The 18465-nt window shown below is 59.2% G+C and carries 15 protein-coding genes; 6 read left to right on the forward strand and 9 right to left on the reverse strand.

Annotated elements, in window-relative coordinates:
* Positions 1–63: 63 nt before the first annotated feature.
* From cmoB to AC3IX1_RS05350, 7 genes are all read right to left on the reverse strand, one after another.
* Positions 64–1020: a tRNA 5-methoxyuridine(34)/uridine 5-oxyacetic acid(34) synthase CmoB gene (gene cmoB / locus AC3IX1_RS05320; protein WP_477776480.1), complete on the reverse strand. Its 957-nt coding sequence runs from the start codon at positions 1018–1020 to the stop codon at positions 64–66.
* Positions 1017–1796 carry a carboxy-S-adenosyl-L-methionine synthase CmoA gene (gene cmoA / locus AC3IX1_RS05325; RefSeq protein WP_489387394.1) on the reverse strand — a complete coding sequence of 260 codons (780 nt, stop codon included), beginning with the start codon at positions 1794–1796 and terminating at the stop codon, positions 1017–1019. Before cmoA ends, cmoB begins: the two co-directional genes overlap by 4 nt.
* Positions 1797–1995: 199 nt before the next feature.
* Entirely contained in the window at positions 1996–2631 is a 636-nt protein-coding gene (locus tag AC3IX1_RS05330; RefSeq protein ID WP_489388691.1) for a lysoplasmalogenase, read from the reverse strand.
* Between the two features lie 2 nt (positions 2632–2633).
* Positions 2634–3026, reverse strand: coding sequence for a protease inhibitor I42 family protein (locus AC3IX1_RS05335; RefSeq protein ID WP_489387395.1), 393 nt, complete (start codon positions 3024–3026; stop codon positions 2634–2636).
* Positions 3027–3242: 216 nt separating this feature from the next.
* The gene (gene lon, locus AC3IX1_RS05340) at positions 3243–5660 is read right to left on the reverse strand and encodes an endopeptidase La (RefSeq protein ID WP_489387396.1); all 2418 of its coding nucleotides are present in this window, start codon (positions 5658–5660) and stop codon (positions 3243–3245) included.
* Between the two features lie 302 nt (positions 5661–5962).
* Positions 5963–8374 (reverse strand): glucose/quinate/shikimate family membrane-bound PQQ-dependent dehydrogenase, encoded by a 2412-nt coding sequence (locus AC3IX1_RS05345; protein ID WP_489387397.1) that lies wholly within the window; start codon positions 8372–8374, stop codon positions 5963–5965.
* A gap of 191 nt (positions 8375–8565) precedes the next feature.
* The gene (locus AC3IX1_RS05350; protein WP_489387398.1) at positions 8566–9948 is read right to left on the reverse strand and encodes a carbohydrate porin; all 1383 of its coding nucleotides are present in this window, start codon (positions 9946–9948) and stop codon (positions 8566–8568) included.
* A gap of 378 nt (positions 9949–10326) precedes the next feature.
* Between AC3IX1_RS05350 and AC3IX1_RS05355 the strand changes: the two genes are divergently transcribed.
* On the forward strand, positions 10327–10557 hold the full coding sequence (locus AC3IX1_RS05355) for a VF530 family protein (protein WP_046041003.1): 231 nt from the start codon (positions 10327–10329) through the stop codon (positions 10555–10557).
* Positions 10558–10559: 2 nt separating this feature from the next.
* Positions 10560–11201 (forward strand): Pr6Pr family membrane protein, encoded by a 642-nt coding sequence (locus AC3IX1_RS05360; RefSeq protein WP_489387399.1) that lies wholly within the window; start codon positions 10560–10562, stop codon positions 11199–11201.
* A 174-nt stretch (positions 11202–11375) separates the two neighbouring features.
* Here AC3IX1_RS05360 and AC3IX1_RS05365 read toward each other — a convergent pair whose 3' ends face one another.
* Positions 11376–12161 carry a siderophore-interacting protein gene (locus AC3IX1_RS05365; protein WP_489387400.1) on the reverse strand — a complete coding sequence of 262 codons (786 nt, stop codon included), beginning with the start codon at positions 12159–12161 and terminating at the stop codon, positions 11376–11378.
* Entirely contained in the window at positions 12158–12730 is a 573-nt protein-coding gene (locus AC3IX1_RS05370) for a PadR family transcriptional regulator (protein ID WP_489387401.1), read from the reverse strand. The genes AC3IX1_RS05365 and AC3IX1_RS05370 overlap by 4 nt, the downstream gene beginning before the upstream one ends.
* A 504-nt stretch (positions 12731–13234) precedes the next feature.
* Between AC3IX1_RS05370 and AC3IX1_RS05375 the strand changes: the two genes are divergently transcribed.
* From AC3IX1_RS05375 to AC3IX1_RS05390, 4 genes are all read left to right on the forward strand, one after another.
* Positions 13235–13723: a CS1 type fimbrial major subunit gene (locus AC3IX1_RS05375; RefSeq protein ID WP_489387402.1), complete on the forward strand. Its 489-nt coding sequence runs from the start codon at positions 13235–13237 to the stop codon at positions 13721–13723.
* Between the two features lie 109 nt (positions 13724–13832).
* A complete protein-coding gene (locus tag AC3IX1_RS05380; protein WP_489387403.1) occupies positions 13833–16355 on the forward strand; it encodes a CS1-pili formation C-terminal domain-containing protein in 2523 nt (840 codons plus the stop codon).
* Positions 16356–16358: 3 nt separating this feature from the next.
* Positions 16359–17639 (forward strand): hypothetical protein, encoded by a 1281-nt coding sequence (locus AC3IX1_RS05385; protein ID WP_489387404.1) that lies wholly within the window; start codon positions 16359–16361, stop codon positions 17637–17639.
* A gap of 59 nt (positions 17640–17698) precedes the next feature.
* Positions 17699–18439 (forward strand): molecular chaperone, encoded by a 741-nt coding sequence (locus AC3IX1_RS05390; RefSeq protein WP_489387405.1) that lies wholly within the window; start codon positions 17699–17701, stop codon positions 18437–18439.
* The last annotated feature ends 26 nt before the right edge of the window (positions 18440–18465 follow it).

Below are 18465 nucleotides of genomic sequence, written 5' to 3' on the forward strand. Positions count from 1 at the left end.
ATGTTGAATGACAGACCGCTATCGCGAGCAGGCTCGCTCCTACAGGGATCTCCATCGGGACAATTATTTGCGGGCGACGATAACCGCCCGCATCGGCGCCGGCAGCCCTTCAACGGTCTTGCTGTGATCCTCGGGATCGAGGAAATCGCTGAGAGACTGATACTTCATCCACTCCGTCCCTCGCTGTTCCTCGACCGTGGTGGTGCTCACGTCCACGCACTTCACATCGGTGAACCCGGCACGACGCAACCACAGTTCCAGCGCCGGCACCGACGGCAGGAACCACACGTTGCGCATCTGCGCGTATCGGTCTTCCGGCACCAGCACCTGATGCTTGTCGCCTTCGACCACCAGGGTTTCCAGCACCAGTTCCCCACCCTTGACCAGGCAATCCTTCAGCGCCAGCAAATGCTCGATGGGCGAACGGCGGTGGTAGAACACGCCCATGGAAAACACCGTGTCGAACCCTTCGAGGTTCGGCGGCAGGTCTTCGAACGGGAAGGGCAGGTGCCAGGCATTCGGCTCGGACAAGTAACGCTGCACGGCCTGGAACTGGCAGAAGAACAACCAGTTCGGGTCGACACCGATCACGCTGTCTGCGCCGGCGCCGAGCATGCGCCACATGTAATAGCCGTTGCCGCAGCCAACATCGAGGATGCGCTTGCCCTTGAGATCCAGGTGCGGGGCAACCCGCGACCATTTCCAGTCCGAGCGCCATTCGGTGTCGACGTGCACGCCGAACAGGTCGAATGGCCCCTTGCGCCATGGCGACAGGCCCATCAGCGCGGTGCGCATTTGCGCACGGGTTGCATCGTCGCAATCGGTGTCCAGCTTCAAGCCGTTGAGCAGATCGACTTCGCTCGGCTGGATCTTCGGCAAGGCGTCCAGCGCGCTTTGCCAGCGCTCAAGGTCGCCGTGGCCCTTTTCCATTTTCTTGTCGAGTTGCGCCTGCAGGGTGTTGGCCCAATCGGCCAGCGGGGTGCCGGCCAAACGGCGGGCGAGGGGGGACAGATCAATCATGGCAAGGCAATCAACGAGGCAAAGTTAAGACACTGGAACCACGGCACGACTTTCGAGAACCCGGCGGCCAGCAGGCGTTCGCGGTGTTCTTCGAGGCTGTCGGGCTTCATGACGTTTTCGATGGCGCTGCGCTTCTGGGCGATTTCCAGCTCGCTGTAGCCGTTGGCGCGTTTGAAGGCGATGTGCAGGTCGGAGAGCAACGCGTGTTCCTGCTCGTCTTCGAAGCGCAGTTTTTCCGAGAGGATCAGGGCACCGCCGGGCAACAGCGACTGACGGATGCGCGACAGCAACGCCGTGCGCTGGTCCGGGGCGATGAATTGCAGGGTGAAGTTCAGCGCTACCACCGAGGCCGGCTGGAACTCCAGCGCGAGGATGTCGCCTTCGATCACCTCGACCGGCAGCAGCTCCTGGAACATCGAATCCTGCCCGTTGAGGTACTCGCGGCAGCGTTCGACCATTGCTGCGGAGTTATCCACAGCGATGACGCGGCAACCATCGGTGCGCACGTGCCGGCGCAGGGCCTGGGTCACGGCACCCAGCGACGAACCGAGGTCGTAGAGCACGCTGTTGGGTTGGGCGAACTGCGCGGCGAGCACGCCGAGGTTTTCGACGATGGTCGGATAACCCGGCACCGAACGCTTGATCATGTCCGGGAACACCCGCACCACGTCCTCGTTGAAGGCGAAGTCAGGCACTTGGGCCAAAGGCTGGGCGAAAAGGCGATCGGGTTCTTTGCTCACGGCGGTTCCAGCGGTGTAGGTGGAAAAGGCCGGCATTTTAGCCAAGTTGGCGCGGGGATGCGCGGGTTGTCTGATAAAGCGGTGGGCTCACTATGATTTATGGAGAGAAACACCATTGTGGCGAGGGAGCTTGCTCCCGCTGGGCCGCGCAGCGACCCCAAAACCATTCAAACTGGTTTGCCGGGATAGCGACTGCTGCGCAGCCGAGCGGGAGCAAGCTCCCTCGCCACAGGGGTTAGCGTGTTCTTTGGGAGAAAGCCGAGGCAGTGATACCCCATTGCCCCAGCCAATAACTGAGGATAATCACATAAGGCGCCGCGTCGAACGGCACCACAAACCGGCTGATGCCGATCACGCTGTCGGAGAACACGAACGCCACTGCGCCCGCCGCCGCCAGCAGCGCAGAGCGTTTGGGCACGTCGGTCCCGAGTCGGGCCAGGGCGCGCCAGAGCATGGTGCTGATCGCCGTGCCGTAGACAATCACGGGCACCAGCAATGGGCCGAGGCCGTTGGAAATCAAAATCCCCAACAGGACGGCACCGACACCGAGGGCCAGCACCAGCGGCAGCACGGCCAGGCGTCGGCAATCGCTCAGATAAGCCTTGAGATAAGACAGATGCGCGACCAGAAACGCGCCAAGGCCAAACACGAACAAGTCCCCCGGCCACGCCAGCAACACGTCGCCGACCAGGGAGAAAATCAACCCCAGGCTGATCCACCGCCGATATTCGCCGGGCGGTGCGTCATGCAGCCACCCGAGCAGGGCCAGCACCGGCAGCGGCTTGACCAGCAGGCACAGCAGGGAGGCATGCACGCTCACGCCATAAAGGAAGGTCACTGCGCCCATCAGCGCCAGAATCAGCCAGCCCACGGTCAGTTGACCGAGATCGCGCAGTCGAACGACTCCACGGGCAGCACTTCCGGCGCCCATGGTTGCTGCGAGGTCAGGCGCAAACGTCCGGTGCCGGGCGCAAAAGCCTGAAAGCGCCAGGTCGAGACCCCGGCCGCGCCGACGATGCCGGCATCTTCCGGATTTCGATAAACCTCTGGCCCCAGGGTGTGCAACACGCCGCCGGCCGAATCCTGGATCGCCCAGCGATAGCCCGTGCTCGGATTGCTCGGCAGGGTCAGGATCAGGTTTTGCCCGTTGCTGAGCTGAACCGGACATTCGCTTTGTTTTTCCACGGTCACGTTGTGGGCGGGTTGCGTGGCGCAAGCGGCCAGCAAGGCGAGTGCGAGGGGGACAAGCAGGCGAATGGGGGACATGGGGTCAGGGGCTCCGGCGTTCACGACGAACGGCGAGCATAACCGAGATGAGACAAATTGTGACAGCCACGGAAGGAAGCGGTGGCAGGGCTGACGCCATCGCGAGCAGGCTCACTCCTACAGTGGTTGGCGGTGTTCACAAATTGTGTGTTCATCGCAAAACCCTGTAGGAGCGAGCCTGCTCGCGATAGCGGTGGTGCAGGCGCTACATGACTGTCAGAACAACACCTTCGCCACATCTGCAAACTTCTTGGCAAAGTGCACGGTAATGCCTTCCTTCAAATACTCCGGCAGTTCCTCGAAATTCCCTCGGTTGGCCTCCGGCAGAATCAGTTCGAAAATCTTCTGCCGCCGCGCCGCAATCACCTTTTCCCGCACCCCGCCAATCGGCAGTACATGCCCGGTCAACGTCAATTCACCGGTCATGGCCACGCCTTTTTTCGGTGGCTGGTTGCGCGCCAGCGACAGCAGGGCGCTGGCCATGGTCACGCCGGCGCTCGGGCCGTCCTTCGGCGTGGCGCCTTCCGGTACGTGCAGGTGGACGAAGGCTTCGTCGAAGAATTTCGGATCGCCGCCATAGGACTTCAGGTGCGAGCTGACGTAGCTGTAGGCGATCTCCGCCGACTCTTTCATCACGTCACCCAGTTGCCCGGTGAGCTTGAAGCCACGGTTGAGGGTGTGGATGCGCGTGGCTTCGATCGGCAGGGTCGCACCGCCCATGCTGGTCCAGGCAAGGCCAGTGATCACGCCGACACCCGACAGCACCTGCTCGTTGCGGAACACCGGTCTGCCGAGTGAGGCCTCCAGGTCTTTCGGGCCGAGCTTGATCACGGCTTGCGGTTCGTCGAGCAGTTTCATCACCGCTTTGCGCACCAGTTTGCCGAGGTTTTTTTCCAGTTGGCGCACGCCGGATTCACGGGCATAACCGTCGACCAGCGCCTTGAGCGCGCTGTCGCTGATGCTCAGGCTGCCCTTGGACACGCCGGCTTTCTCAAGCTGCTTGGGCCAAAGGTGACGCTTGGCGATGGCGACTTTTTCTTCGGTGATGTAACCCGACAGGCGAATCACTTCCATCCGGTCCAACAGCGGGCCTGGGATCGAATCGAGGGTGTTGGCGGTGCACACGAACAGCACTTTCGACAGGTCCAGACGCAAGTCCAGATAGTGGTCGAGGAATTCGACGTTCTGCTCTGGATCGAGGGTTTCCAGCAGCGCCGAGGCCGGGTCGCCCTGGTAGCTCTGGCCCATCTTGTCGATCTCGTCGAGCATGATCACCGGATTCATCACTTCGACGTCCTTCAACGCCTGCACCAGTTTGCCCGGCTGTGCGCCAATGTAGGTGCGGCGATGACCCTTGATCTCGGCTTCGTCGCGCATGCCGCCGACGCTGAAGCGGTAGAACGGCCGGCCCAGAGATTCGGCGATGGATTTGCCGACGCTGGTCTTGCCCACGCCCGGTGGCCCCACCAGCAATACGATGGAACCGCTGATCTCGCCCTTATAGGCGCCGACCGCGAGGAATTCGAGGATGCGGTCCTTGATGTCATCGAGGCCGGCGTGGTGTTTGTCCAGCACCTTGCGCGCGTGCTTGAGGTCGAGTTTGTCCTCGCCGTACACGCCCCACGGCACCGAGGTCGCCCAGTCGATGTAATTGCGGGTCACCGCATATTCCGGCGAGCCGGTTTCGAGGATCGACAGCTTGTTCATTTCCTCTTCTAGGCGTTTCTGCACCAGCGCCGGCAGGACTTTACCCACCAGCCGCTGCTCGAACTGTTCGAGGTCGGCGCTGCGGTCGTCCTTGGTCAGCCCCAGCTCCTGCTGGATGACCTTGAGTTGTTCCTTGAGGAAGAACTCGCGCTGATGTTCACCGATCTTGCGGTTAACTTCGGCGGAAATTTCTTTTTGCAGGCGCGCGACCTCGACTTCCTTGCGCAGCATCGGCAGGACTTTTTCCATGCGCTTGAGCATCGGCACGCAGTCGAGCACTTCCTGCAGCTCACTGCCTGTGGCCGAGGTCAGCGCGGCGGCGAAATCGGTCAGCGGCGACGGATCGTTGGGGCTGAAACGGTTGAGGTAGTTCTTCAGCTCTTCGCTGTACAGCGGGTTGAGCGGCAGAAGCTCCTTGATCGCATTGATCAGCGCCATGCCGTAGGCCTTGACCTCGTCGGTCGGCTCGGTGGGCTGGTGCGGGTATTCGACTTCCACCAGGTACGGCGGGCGGTGATGCTTGAGCCAGGTCTTGAGGCGGACGCGGGTCAGGCCCTGGGCGACGAACTGCAGCTTGCCGTTTTCGCGGCTGGCGTGGTGCACCTTGACCAGGGTGCCGTAGAGCGGCAGGGCCGAGGTGTCGAAATGGCGCGGGTCTTCCTGGGGCGAGTCCACGTAGAACAGGGCCAGGGAGTGGTGTTCGGACTTGGCCACCAGGTCCAGGGTCTCGGCCCACGGTTCTTCGTTGACGATGACCGGCAGGACCTGGGCCGGGAAAAACGGTCGGTTGTGGATCGGGATGATGTAGACCTTGTCCGGCAGGTTCTGGCCAGGCAGGGCGAGGCCTTTGCCGGGGGCGTGGTGCGGGGTGTTTTCCGGGTCGGCGTATTCGCTTGGGTCTTCGGGGAATTCCTGCTGGTCGCTCATGGGGGCACCTGCGCAATGGGTATGGGTCTTAGATGGGGCAGGTTGGCGGTGGTTTCAACGGTCATTTTCTGCGACGCGGTGTTTCGCAGGTGTGTTCAGCGCAGAGACAGGTTAGCTGGGATTCGGCTCGACACCGTTCAATTGTAGGAGCGAGCCTGCTCGCGATAGCGGTCTGACAGTCACTTCAAGGATGTCTGCCATGTCCTCATCGCGAGCAGGCTCGCTCCTACAATGGGACGATGCTGACCATAAAAAAGGCGACGCCTGTGAGGGCGTCGCCTTTTTTTGACTGCCGCTAAAACTTACTCGGACAGTTTGTACGCAATCACATAGTCACCCATCTTGGTGCCCAGTGAGCCGTGGCCACCGACGACCAACAGCACGTACTGCTTGCCGTCCTTGCCGGTGTAGGTCATCGGCGTAGCCTGACCGCCAGCCGGCAGGCGCGATTTCCAAAGCTCGTTGCCGGTGTTGACGTCATAGGCGCGCAGGTATTGATCCAGCGTGCCGCTGAGGAAGCCGACGCCGCCGGCGGTGACCATCGAGCCGCCCATGCTTGGCACGCCGAGTGGCAGGCCGATAGGCAATGGCGAGCTGTCGCGGCTGGTGCCGTTCTTGCGTTTCCACACGACTTTGCTTGTGGTCAGGTCGATGCCCGCCACGTAGCCCCAGGCCGGAGCCTGGCACGGTACGCCGAGCGGCGACATGAACGGGTGCATGATCACCGCGTAAGGTGCACCCGTGTTCGGTTGCACGCCCGCGGTTTCGCTCTCGCGCTTGCTGTCGGCCGCGACTTCGGCGCGTGGCACCATTTTCGAGACGAAGGCCATGTAGTTCGGGCTGGTGAACAGCATCTGGCGAACCGGGTCGACCGAAACTCCGCCCCAGTTGAAGACGCCGACGTTACCCGGATAGATCAGGCTGCCCTGTTCCGACGGCGGGGTGTACTGACCTTCGTAACGCAGTTCCTTGAACTGGATGCGGCACAGCATCTGGTCAAACGGGCTGGCGCCCCACATGGCTTTTTCGGTCAGTTCCGGGGCCAGCAGGTTCAGGTCCGAACGGGCCTGGGTCGGTGCGGTGTGGTCGCCTTTCACCGCGCCTTGCGGCACGGGAATTTCGCGGATCGGGATGATCGGCGTGCCGTCGCGACGGTCGAGGACGTACAGGCTACCCTGTTTGGTCGGGGCGATCAGCGCAGGTTTCACGCCGTCGGCGGTTTTCATGTCCAGCAGGGTTGGCTGGCTGCCGACGTCCATGTCCCACAGGTCGTGGTGAGTGAACTGGTAGTTCCAGCGCACCTTGCCGGTGGCCAGATCCAGCGCGACCAGGCCGGCACTGAACTTCTCGGCGCCCGGGGTGCGGTCTGCGCCCCACTGGTCAGGAGTCTGGTTGCCCAGTGGCAGGTAGACCATGCCGAGTTTTTCATCGACGCTGGCCAGCGACCACATGTTGGCCGAGTTGCGGCTGTAGTGTTCGCCCTCTGGCAGCGGTTCGGTCGCGTCGGGATTGTTGCTGTCCCAGTTCCACACCAGATGACCGTCGTGTACGTCAAAGGCACGGATCACACCGGATGGCTCGTTGGTCGACTCGTTGTCGGTGACGTGGCCGCCCATGATCACCAGGTCACGGGTGATCGCTGCCGGCGAGGTGGAGTAGTAGCCACCGGGGGTGAACGGTCCGATGCCTTGAGTCAGGTCAACCACACCGTTTTTACCGAAACCTTCGCAGACCTTGCCGGTGTCGGCATTGAGTGCGATCAGGCGTGCATCGGCGGTTGGCAGGTACAGACGACGCGGGCAGGCCTGGGCGACGGCTTTGCCGGCCTCGGAAATCACTGCGGAGGCAGCGTTTTCAGACTTGGCGTAGGCCGCTTCGTCGTAGTACGACACGCCACGGCAGGTCATGTGGGCGAAGCCCTTGAAGCCCACCGGGCTCTTGATCTGCGGGTCGAAACGCCACAGTTCCTTGCCGGTGTCCGGGTCCAGCGCCAGCACCCTGCTATGGGCGGTGCAGGCATAGAGCATGCCGTTAGCCTTGAGCGGGGTGTTTTCGTTGGTCAGTTCCACCGGGTCGTCGGCGGTCGGCAGATCGCCGGTCTGGATACGCCAGGCTTCTTGCAGCTTGCCGACGTTGGCCGGGGTGATCTGCTTGAGCGGCGAGTAGCGGTCACCGAATTCGCTGCGGCCATAGGCCTGCCAGTCGCCTTCGGGCATTTGCGGCGCAGTGCTGCTCATGTCAGCCGAGTCACGACCCAACTCGCCGAGGGTCTCGCCCGGATGGGTGAACTGGCTGGCCACGGCGGTGACACCGGCCAGGACCACGGCCACGCTCAAGGCGCCGGTGCCCATGGGGGCAGGGCCGTTGATCAGCAATGGACGACGGAACCACGGCAGCAGCATCACCACACCGAGGGCGAACCAAAGCGCCAGGCGCGGCACCAGTTGCCACCAGTCGAGGCCGACTTCCCACAGCGCCCAAACAGTGCTGGCGAACAGCACCAGTGCGTACAGGCCCAGCGCGGCGCGGCGGGCGGCGATCAGCAGCACGCCGCTCAACGCGATGCCGATACCGGCCAGCAGGTAATACAGCGAGCCGCCAAGCATGCTCAGCTTGATCCCCCCGGCCAGCATGGCCAGGCCCATCAGTAGAAGCAGAATGCCGAGCAGGGTCGGCCAAAGACGGCTTCGACTCGAGGCACTATCAGTGCTCATAGTGTGATTCTCCGTGACGTTTCAAGTAGTCCTGCGCAAGTTCACTGTAGATGACGATCTTGTGCGGGCATGTTGTAGGAGCGAGCTTGCTCGCGAAAAACCTGAGAACGACGCGGGGAGTCAGGTTCGCAGCGTTATCGTTCACGACCATCGCGAGCAGGCACGCTCCTACAGGGGTTTTTCGGTGTTTTCTAGAACGACGACTGGACCTTGATCCCGCCGATCAGCGCATCATCAACCTCGTTCACGCCACCGGGATGGCGGATGTATTGCAGGTTCGGGCGCACGGTCAGCCAGTTGGTCACGTGCACGCCGTAATAGAGTTCGGCGCTGTATTCGGTGTCCTGGGGCGGCAGGTAGGACGGATTGTCGTAGTCGAAGACGACATTGGCCTGGTTGGTCGCCTCGGCATTCTTGCGAAAGGCCGGGTTGACGTGGACACGGGCCATGGCAAAGCCGATGTCGTCCCGGGCGCGCGCGTCGAACGGGCCTTTGTAGACGAGGCCTGCCTGGACGTAGTTGTCGATGGCGTTGGTCTTCTTGTCGTGCATCGTGCCGTTGGCGAACAGGCTCAAGCCCCGGGAGTGGTCGCTGGCGAGGCTGGTGACCTGCTGCTGAAGGCCCAGCCACATGCCGTGTTTGCTCGACGCGCTGCGGTAGGCTTCGCCGCTCAGGGCGGCAGGCTGGCCATTGCTGTCCTTGTAGACGTCGGTGGCGCTGGCGCTGCTGTAGTAGTAACCGGCGCGGTATTCACCCGGCAGGCCGTTGAGCTTCGGCGTCCACACCAGCTCCACCGGCAGGACCGCGCCCTGGGTGCCGCTGCCGCTGAGCTTGAAGCCGTTGTCGCGGTCAAGGTTCGACGGGTTCTGTTCATACGCGCCGATCTGCGCGTACAACTCCGGCGTCAGGTGATATTTGACCCGTAACGCCCACTGGCTGACCGGCCAGTTGTACCAGATGTCGCCCGCCCAGTTGCCCACCTGGGAGCCGCAGAACGCCAGGTTCTGGAAGTCACAGGGGAAGCTGTTGAAATCTTCACCTTCGCCGAAGCGGCCAACCTTGATGTCGAATTTCTCATCGAAGAATTTCTGCTGATACCACATCTGCGTCAGGCGCCAGGTCTGGCCGCGGCCCCAGACTTCCTGGGCCGAGGTGAAGCCGCCGACACGCGGATCGTTGATGCGGTCGTTGCTGATGTTGTTGCCGCTGCGTTCGGTGATGGTCAACTGGAACTCGGCGTCGTCCCAGCCGAGGATTTTCTGCAAGTCCAGATGGGTGCCCAGGCCGAACTGGTCGCTGTAGCGCGCCGTGCGGTCGTGGTCGTAGCCGCCGTGCAGATTGCTGCCCATTTCACCGGTGTAATCGACTTTGAAGTCGTAGCCTTTTTCCGCGAGTTCTGTGCGAGTGCCGTTCCAGTCGCCGAGCATCCACGGTGAATCGCTATCGAAGGCAGGCGCCGCCTGAACGCAGGAGGCAAGGCCCAGCGCGGTGAGACCACCGATCAGGGGCAGGATGTTCCGGTGGGCAGTAGTTGCAAAGACAGCGCTGTCTCGCAAAGATTTAAAGTCAGGCATAGAGACGGAGTTCTTGATCTTTTCTGGGGGATAAACGGAAAGCAGCAGGCGTGAAGCGAAAGCGGAAGCGTTTCAGCAGGCAGCGGGGCGTAAGGATAATGTTCTGTTACAAATAGAGAAAGAGCTTTTGCTGACATGCATCGTTTCGGATTTGGTAACAGTCAGCTCTTTGTAGGAGCGAGCTTGCTCGCGATGGTCGTGAACGATAACGCGTCAAACCAGATACCCAGCGGCGTCGTTGCGTTTTTCGCGAGCAAGCTCGCTCCTACAGAATTGCAGGATCCCAAGATCACCTACATTTAACAGATCGCTTCCACCCGACGAAGCCCTCGGCTAAGGTGCGCGGCTTCCAATTCCCACTCTGCTCGAAGGCCCGGCATGACCGAACACAACACCGATCCGTTGCATGGCGTGACGCTGGAACAGATCCTCAACGCGCTGGTTGAACACTACGAGTGGTCGGGGCTGGCCGAGCGCATCGATATCCGCTGCTTCAAGAGCGAACCGAGTATCAAGTCGAGCCTGACGTTCCTGCGCAAGACTCCGTGGGCGCGGGAGAAGGTTGAACGCCTGTATGTGAAGTTGATGCGCACCAAACGACCGCTTTGAACATGGCCGACCCGTCTGCGTTTCGCCGTCGTTTTGTGGCCGTGGCTGCTCTGCTCGGCTGGGCGGGATTGAGCATCCAGATGTACCTGATTTTCCATTCACGCTGGACGCTGGGCGCCAGCCTGATCGGCGGGCTGATGAGTTTTTTCAGCTATTTCACCGTGCTGAGCAACACCCTGGTGGCGACCGTGCTGACCTGTGAATGGACATCCCGCGAGTCAGCCGGGCGTCGCTGGTTCCTGCAGCCCTGGGTCAGCAGTGGGATTGCCGTGAGCATCGCCGTGGTGAGCCTCGCCTACAACCTGCTGCTGCGCCACCTGTGGCACCCCGAGGGCTGGCAATGGCTGGCCGATGAGCTGTTGCACGACATCATGCCGCTGCTGTTTCTGGGGTATTGGTGGCGTTGTGTGCCCAAGGGCACATTGCGCGTGTGGCATATCGCGCCGTGGGTGATTTATCCGCTGCTGTATTTCGCCTATGCCTTGTTGCGCGGGCATCTGCTGGCGGTTTACCCGTATCCCTTCGTGGATGTGGACAAACTGGGTTATCCACAGGTGTTCATCAATGCCGGCGGGTTGTTGGCGGGGTTTGTGGTGATTGCGTTGCTGGTGATCGGGCTGGATCGGTGGCGGGCGCGAAGGTAACCGCGGATATGGCGGTGTGGAATGCTTTTTGTGGCGAGGGGGCTTGCCCCCGTTGCGCTGCGCAGCAGTGCTAAAACCTGCAACGAGGTTTTATCTGAAACACCGTACGAGCAGATTTTACGACTGCTTCGCAGCCGGACGGGGGCAAGCCCCCTCGCCACATTGTGATTCCAGTCACTCCTCGTCGCTATTCCCCAATTTCCAGTACCCAACCGCCTTGACGAACTGCTCGTCCAGCCCGTGCTCGTCGAGCAACACCCGACGAATCTGCCGCGACACCTTGCTCTCGGTCGCCACCCACGCGTACAGGCTGCCGGCCGGCACCTGGATCTGGCGCACAGTTGTCAGCAGATTGTCCTTGCCACCTTCGCGCAGCACCCAGATCACATTGACCTCGGCCGCACTGTGCAGCACTTGCTGCTCCTTGCCGTTTTCCACTTCTACGATCACCAGCGCACGGCGGTTGGCCGCAAGGCCTTCGAGGCGCCGGGCTATGGCGGGCAGGGCGGTTTCGTCGCCGATCAGCAAGTAGCTGTCGAAAATGTCCGGCACGATCATCGAACCCCGTGGCCCGCCGATGTGCAGGTACTGGCCGGGTTTGGCCTGTTCGGCCCAAGTCGAGGCAGGGCCGTCGCCGTGCAGCACGAAGTCGATGTCCAGCTCCAGGGTATCGAGGTCATAGCGGCGCGGGGTGTAGTCGCGCATTTCGGGCAGCGGACCGTTGTCCTTGCCGGCGCCCAGCACCAGGGTTTCCAGTGCCGCAGCCTGCTCGGCGTTCTGCGGGAACAACAGTTTGACGTGATCGTCCGTACCCAGGCTGACGAAACCTGCCAATTCAGGGCCGCCCAAGGTAATCCGGCGCATGCGCGGGGTCAGGTCGACCACGCGCAACACTTCCAGGCGACGGCGTTTGATGTCGTGCATGACACGGTGAATGGTCGATGCGATCACTTCAGTCATTCGGCGTTCTCCTGAATGGTTTGAACGGCGGGGCCGTCGACAATGGCTTTGGCGGTGTTGTTGAGCAGGTCACGTACCCGCAGGATTTCGTCCGGGCTCCAGCGCCCATGGTGCATTTGCAGGGCGTGGCGCAGGTTATGCACAGCCTCATGGATTTCCGCCGGGCGATCATGGCCGCGCAGTGAACGCTTGCTGACGTCGATGCGCATGCGCACGCCATCCAGTGCAACGGCTTGCTCTTGCAGGAATAGACGTCCGGCATCGGTGATGGTGTAGCGTTTTTTTCCGCCTTCGGCGTCGCCCAGGATCAGTTCGCTTTCTTCCAGGAACGTCAGGGTCGGGTAGATCACGCCGGGGCTGGGGCAGTAGGCGCCCTCGAACATGCCTTCGATCTGGCGGATCAGGTCGTAGCCATGGCACGGCTGTTCGGCGATCAATGCCGGCAGCAACAACTTCAGATCGCCGGGGGCAAACACCCGGGGCCCGCGGCCGCTACGTTCGCGGGGACGTTTCTCGAAGCCGTCGCGGCCATCGCCGTGCTCACGGTGGGGGGAATGATGGTCTCTCATTTTCTGCTTTCTCTCGTCGTGTTTAGATACAACTTAAGATATATCTTAACGAGGGCGCAAGAACACCCGACCAGCGGCCGTCCCATCTGATTCACCATGGGAAGCCATCAAGATCGAAAAAATAGTAGGTGTTAATGCAGGTGAAAAACTTAAAATTAGTGTTAACTCTCTAATGTCGTGTTTTCGCCTATTGATTGCGGGGCGTGTGGTATTGGTCTTACAGAAGTGCCTTCGTTAGTATTTGCTTGTCATTCCTTATAACGCGCGGTTTGTAGTCTGTCTCTTACAGTCAGACTTTGATTTTTATGTTGTTTCAGGTTTTTTCTTTCCAAGGTGATAGCACTTTGGCTACGCACTTGCAGGAACTTGCCTGCTTACTTTCCAGACCAATTGACCGATCATCTTTCGGCGTTGAAAGTTCAGTTGAGCAAATAGCTGCTCGTGACGGTTTTGCCCTTCATGAACTTTCAACTCTTCGATCATTTAAAAAACAGGTACTGAAAGATGTTCAAGAAAATCGCGTTCGCTGCACCTCTGGCTGTTCTGGCATTGAGCTCCTCGATGGCGTTTGCTGCAGAAGAAGTGCGTAGCTCTATCAATATCAGCGCCACCATTCCAAGTAAGGTATTTCACGCTCAACCGGTAAATCCTGACTTCGGTAAAGATGAAAATATGGCGTACAACCTGGCGGATGGCACTCTGAACTCGCTGCGGGCGGCTTATGATGTTCGGCACACCAACGGTTCGGTTGGCGCTTATGTGGAAGGTGGTCCGCAACCTCTGTTCAACGGTGCCAACAACATTGCACTGACCTACACCTTCAATGGCGTGACCTTGACCGGAGCTTCTCAAGAAGTGGTAGGCGATGCCGAATCCAACGGCGGTATGCGCGCTGATCTAGTGATTGCCGCGGCCAAACCATTGGCCACTCAAACGGGTCTTTACACGGCCAATCCGGTTGTGATCTTCGATGCCATCCCGCGCATCCCGTAATAGGGTTATGACTTAAAGCTTGTCCTTTTTCGTTAACGCTTACCGGTCGATGGGTAATCACTACCTGTCGATCGGGTTTTAACGCACTTATCTTCAGAGTACTTAGTTCATGTTCCCGATGACTCCCATCGCGACGGCGCTTGCCTTGCTTTTTTGCGCAAATGCACTGGCCGCGTCAGAGGAAAACCGCCATACCCCTCGAAGTTTGCTGGCGCAGGCCAAGGGTTTGCCAACCGAATTCGAGGAGCACTTCTTTGATGTGCCGTTGGCGGTGCGCGTGGAACTGGACCAACAATTTCTCGGTGAGGCGATGGTGGTGTTAACCCGCGACGATCGCATCACCCTCGTTGACTTCGCTGATGTCAGTGACAGCACGATCAAGGCCAGCGAACGCGACACTTGGTCGAACTATCTGAAACAGGGTGTAGCACTAGGCGGCTGTAAAGCCACATGCCCGGAACAACTGTTGGCGGTGCACTACAGCCTTGAAAACTCGCTGGTGTCGATCCTCACGGAAAATGCCGAGCGCGATGACCAGGAACAGCTGTACTACGCATTGCCCGAGGGCGGTAGCACCGGTTTGATCGTGCGCAATCAACTGAACCTCAACGGTGGCCAGAATCAGGATCTGGGTGGACGCTATGGTCTTGAGGCCAGTAGTAGCCTGGGCAACTGGACTCAAGCGATCAATATGCAATTGTCCCGATTGGGCGGTATAGACGATACGCTCTACCACTCGGTGAATGAGCTTTACACTCAGCGCGAACTGGAGGGCAGCTTCCTGCGCCTGGGGCTTTTCACACCCTCGTCCGAGGGGTTGACCCGACAGCCGCGTACCTTTGGCACCAGCCCGGACACTGCGCTGGGCGTCATGTACGGCAGCTCCGACAGTCTGGCCATCAATAATCCGAAACCGGCGGTCTATCCGATCTACGTCACCGCCAATCGGCAAGGCTCGGTGGAAATCTACCGTGATGGTTTATTGATCAACACCCAGGCAGTGCCCGCCGGGTTGCAGACCCTCGATACCCGGCCGTTGCCGGGAGGGATCTATGAAGTGGAGGTGCGTCTGATCGAAGACGGTCAGATCACCTCCAGCACCCAGGAACTGGTCTATAAGCCCAGCAATTGGCGCAATCACGACGAGCGCTGGCGCTACAACCTGTTCGCCGGTCGTGAATCCAAAGTGCTCAGTAATTGGGACGAACAGGACGACGGCGACATGACCGCCGGTGCGGCGATCAACTACCTGTTACATCCACGGGTTATCCTGGGCCTGAGCGGGCGGCAGGTGGGTGACGCCTTGCAATACGGCACCTCGGTCGACTGGGCGGTCGTCAACAATGCCAGCCTCTATGCCAATGTCTACCAGACCGAGGACTACGGCACCGGCCTCGACGTGCAGGGGCTCTATTCCTATGGCAGCGGCAGCATCGTCGCCAGCCACAACCGCAGTTGGCTCGACACGACCCGGCTCTACGACACGTTACCGGACGGTACGCGAGTGCGGCAGCGCAATGTGTTTGTCGGTCAGACCAGTAACTCTTCGCTATCGGTCAACCATCGGTTGACCAGCAAAAGCTCGGTCAATGCCAGGGTGTCCCACAGCGAAGGCAATACTGAAGGTACGGGCGTTGATCTTGGCTGGACCCAACGCACCCAACTGTTTGGCAGCGATGCCAACTGGCGGTTGTCTCTGTTCGACCGACCCGGCAGTTTCAGCTCGGGTGACGACAGAAATCGGGGCATCGACCTGAGCGTCAACATCGCCCTTGGCGGCCCGGGCGAGCAGATCTCCGGCAGCATCGGCACCCGTACTGACCGTGATGGCGGCCGGGATAACAATGCGTCGATCACCTATCGCAAAGACCTTCAGGATCACTTGCTGCAAAGTGTCTCGGCCACGGCAATCACCGATACCTACGGCGTCGGTTTGAATGCCATGGCAACGATGCAATCGGACCTGGTCAACGCCGACGGTTTTGTTCAGCGTTCGTCTTTCAACAATGATCTCACCGGCGGTCTTAACCTGGACAGTACCGTGGCCGTCGGCGCGCGCAAGATGGTTATGACCAGCCAGTACCACCGCGATGGTGCCGGCATGATCATCGATGTGGAATCGGATATCGATGGCATCGCCCTGCGTGCCGACGACTTGAGTGGCGGAAACGCAGTGCTACGTCCGGGGCGTAACTTCGTGCCCATCACCGCTTACAAAAGCAGCTCGGTGAGCTTCGATTTTGAAGGTAATCATGTGCCTGCCGCCACCATTCAACCGGCCCGTTCCAGCTATCACCTGAACAAGGGCGGCGTGGAGTACCGCAAGATCACCGTCAGCAAAACCGTCACCGTGCTCGGGCGCCTGGTCGACCCCCAGGGCAAGCCGCTCAAGGGCCATCACATCATCAATCACGCCAGTCGTGGCGTCAGCGAAATTGACGGCTTCTTCTCCATGGAAATGAACGCGGGCTCACCCACCCTGGAAGTTCGCTCCGGCAACCAGTTGCTCTGCCAGTTCCGTCTCGATCCGGACAGTGCTCATCGGGAAAACGATGTGTTGATGATCGGGGACTTGCGTTGTTCGCCGGAGACATTGGCGGATGCAACTTACAAAATCGAGAGTGCGGGTTAAACCATGAACGGACTGGACAAGATTAAACGAAAAGTCAAAGTAAGCGTCTTGACCGCCATGGTGTCTGGTCTACTGACAACATCGGTCTTGGCCGATGTGGTGGAGATTAGCGCGGAGTTTACACCCGATCCTTCGAATCCAGGATTGAACAGCTTCAAAAATACAACGCCCGTTAGTGGTTACTGCGCACAGTTTCCGGTAACTTGTAATCAAAGAAGGCTGTTCAGTCTTGAAAGTAATATTACTGCCCAATCTGATGCTCCCATTCAGGCTAATCATAGCCTGCGTAAGGGCCCCATGTTTCAGATTCCGGCACAATGGCGTGATGTAGAAGTACTTCATGAGAATGGGGCTCAATCAGAAACAGTCCAGCTCCGTGTAGTCAGCCTCGGTACTACGTATCGTCTAAGCCGCACGGCGCAGGAGTTGACTGGAAGGCCTGAGCTAAATGATTTCGATGCACATGGGGTTTTATGGGCGAACTCGACGATTTTTCCTACTCGCGGGCATTGGATTTACGGTTCGCCTCCTTGTGACAACATAACTAGTACCACTAGCACTGGTAGGTATCACACCACCTTTTATTGGAGGGTGCCGCAAGCATGTGGAAAAACAGCACTCTTCGATATTCCAGGCTTCTCCTATTCAAAACTGGGTTTCATGTATGAACTGGTCACACCCAATCCACTGAAAATGAAGTCGGGCATTTATACCGGAAGTTTGCGCTATACCGTCGGTCCGATGATGGACTTTGACTTGGGTGACATTATGATTCCCAGCGAGAACGAACTGGTTTTCAATTTCACGCTGAAGGTCGATCATATTTTTAAAGTTGAAGTTCCACCGGGCGGCAATAAAGTCCTCTTGCTGCCTGAAGGCGGTTGGCAGGTCTGGCTGAATCAAGGCCGAAGACCCGCGCGGTTGTTTCGCGATCAAACCTTTAATATCTGGACCTCTGTACCGTTCAAAATGAGCATGGAGTGTCAGTATCCTGCGGCCAACAGTACCTGCGCTCTACAGGACGATAAAAACAATCGAGTGCCGGTGGAGGTCTCGGTGAGTTTGCCCAGCGGTTTAACCGACGCTGAACGGCAATCGGTGAGCCGCCGCCGATTGCGGGTGGATGGTGTCGGGAGCGAAAAATTCGAACCTGTTCTGTATGTCGATCGCAAGCCAGGAACCTTGCACTTTGAAGTGGCCAAAGATGTTGTGGAAGAGATGTTGCAGCGCGACAGTCTTGGCTATTCAGGCGACATCACGGTTATTTGGAATTCGGAAGTTTAAGCGGCGCTCGGGCTATGACGACCCGGTTCGGTTGTGTTTAATAATTGAGGTTTAACGTTATGAAACGGCTGTTGGCATTATTCGGTTTTTACTTACTTTCTCAGGTGGCTCAAGCCGGGCCGCAGATCAATGTCGGGGTTGTATATGACTACCTCGATGGCGATAAAAGTACCTACCTGAAACGGGTATTCAACGGCGGTGAGAGCACGGCGTTCGTAAAAATCAATATCCTCGAAATCATCTATGACGCCGATGGCACGGCCCGCGAGATTCCGTTGCAGAGTCAGGTCGATGGCACTTCCCGCAATGGCCTGATGGCCAGCCCGGCACGATTGATCGTGCCTGCCAATGGCATGCAAGGTTCGCGTTTGCTGTTCATGGGCGAACGGGAGAAAGAACGTTACTTCCGTGTGCGTTATGTGCCCGTAATGCCAGAGAAGGAAGATGAGTTTGCCGTGTCTGCCGAAGAACGTGAAGACTACAAAAAGAATCTGTCGGCCGGGGTCAACGTGCTTGCCGGTTATGGCACGGTGTTTTTCGTGCGTCCGAAAGAGACTCGTTTTGACAGTGTGATCGAGAACGACGCCAGCCAATATCGGATCCGCAACAACGGCAACAGTGTGGTGGTGGTCGATGAGTTCAAGGACTGTTCGATGAAAAACGAACAGGAATGCCAACCGACTACAAAACATCACATCCTGGCCGGTCGTACTTTTAAGTTCGATAAGCAGATCGGTCGTGAATACCGTTTTACCTTGGTTGAAGGCTCCAAAGTCTCGAAGCTGGACGTAAAGGGTTAGCACTGAGTATGGGAGGGGAGTTTTAT

It is taken from the genome of Pseudomonas sp. KH_046_2, assembly GCF_057838985.1.

What these genes read in the sequence shown, in the direction of transcription:
- AC3IX1_RS05345 (WP_489387397.1), bottom strand. Translation starts at nt 8,374, where the DNA reads ATGAGCACTGATAGTGCCTCGAGTCGAAGCCGTCTTTGGCCGACCCTG.
- AC3IX1_RS05390 (WP_489387405.1), top strand. Translation starts at nt 17,699, where the DNA reads ATGAAACGGCTGTTGGCATTATTCGGTTTTTACTTACTTTCTCAGGTG.
- AC3IX1_RS05375 (WP_489387402.1), top strand. Translation starts at nt 13,235, where the DNA reads ATGTTCAAGAAAATCGCGTTCGCTGCACCTCTGGCTGTTCTGGCATTG.
- AC3IX1_RS05365 (WP_489387400.1), bottom strand. Translation starts at nt 12,161, where the DNA reads ATGACTGAAGTGATCGCATCGACCATTCACCGTGTCATGCACGACATC.
- AC3IX1_RS05335 (WP_489387395.1), bottom strand. Translation starts at nt 3,026, where the DNA reads ATGTCCCCCATTCGCCTGCTTGTCCCCCTCGCACTCGCCTTGCTGGCC.
- cmoA (WP_489387394.1), bottom strand. Translation starts at nt 1,796, where the DNA reads ATGCCGGCCTTTTCCACCTACACCGCTGGAACCGCCGTGAGCAAAGAA.
- AC3IX1_RS05355 (WP_046041003.1), top strand. Translation starts at nt 10,327, where the DNA reads ATGACCGAACACAACACCGATCCGTTGCATGGCGTGACGCTGGAACAG.
- AC3IX1_RS05380 (WP_489387403.1), top strand. Translation starts at nt 13,833, where the DNA reads ATGTTCCCGATGACTCCCATCGCGACGGCGCTTGCCTTGCTTTTTTGC.
- cmoB (WP_477776480.1), bottom strand. Translation starts at nt 1,020, where the DNA reads ATGATTGATCTGTCCCCCCTCGCCCGCCGTTTGGCCGGCACCCCGCTG.
- AC3IX1_RS05360 (WP_489387399.1), top strand. Translation starts at nt 10,560, where the DNA reads ATGGCCGACCCGTCTGCGTTTCGCCGTCGTTTTGTGGCCGTGGCTGCT.
- lon (WP_489387396.1), bottom strand. Translation starts at nt 5,660, where the DNA reads ATGAGCGACCAGCAGGAATTCCCCGAAGACCCAAGCGAATACGCCGAC.
- AC3IX1_RS05385 (WP_489387404.1), top strand. Translation starts at nt 16,359, where the DNA reads ATGAACGGACTGGACAAGATTAAACGAAAAGTCAAAGTAAGCGTCTTG.
- AC3IX1_RS05350 (WP_489387398.1), bottom strand. Translation starts at nt 9,948, where the DNA reads ATGCCTGACTTTAAATCTTTGCGAGACAGCGCTGTCTTTGCAACTACT.
- AC3IX1_RS05370 (WP_489387401.1), bottom strand. Translation starts at nt 12,730, where the DNA reads ATGAGAGACCATCATTCCCCCCACCGTGAGCACGGCGATGGCCGCGAC.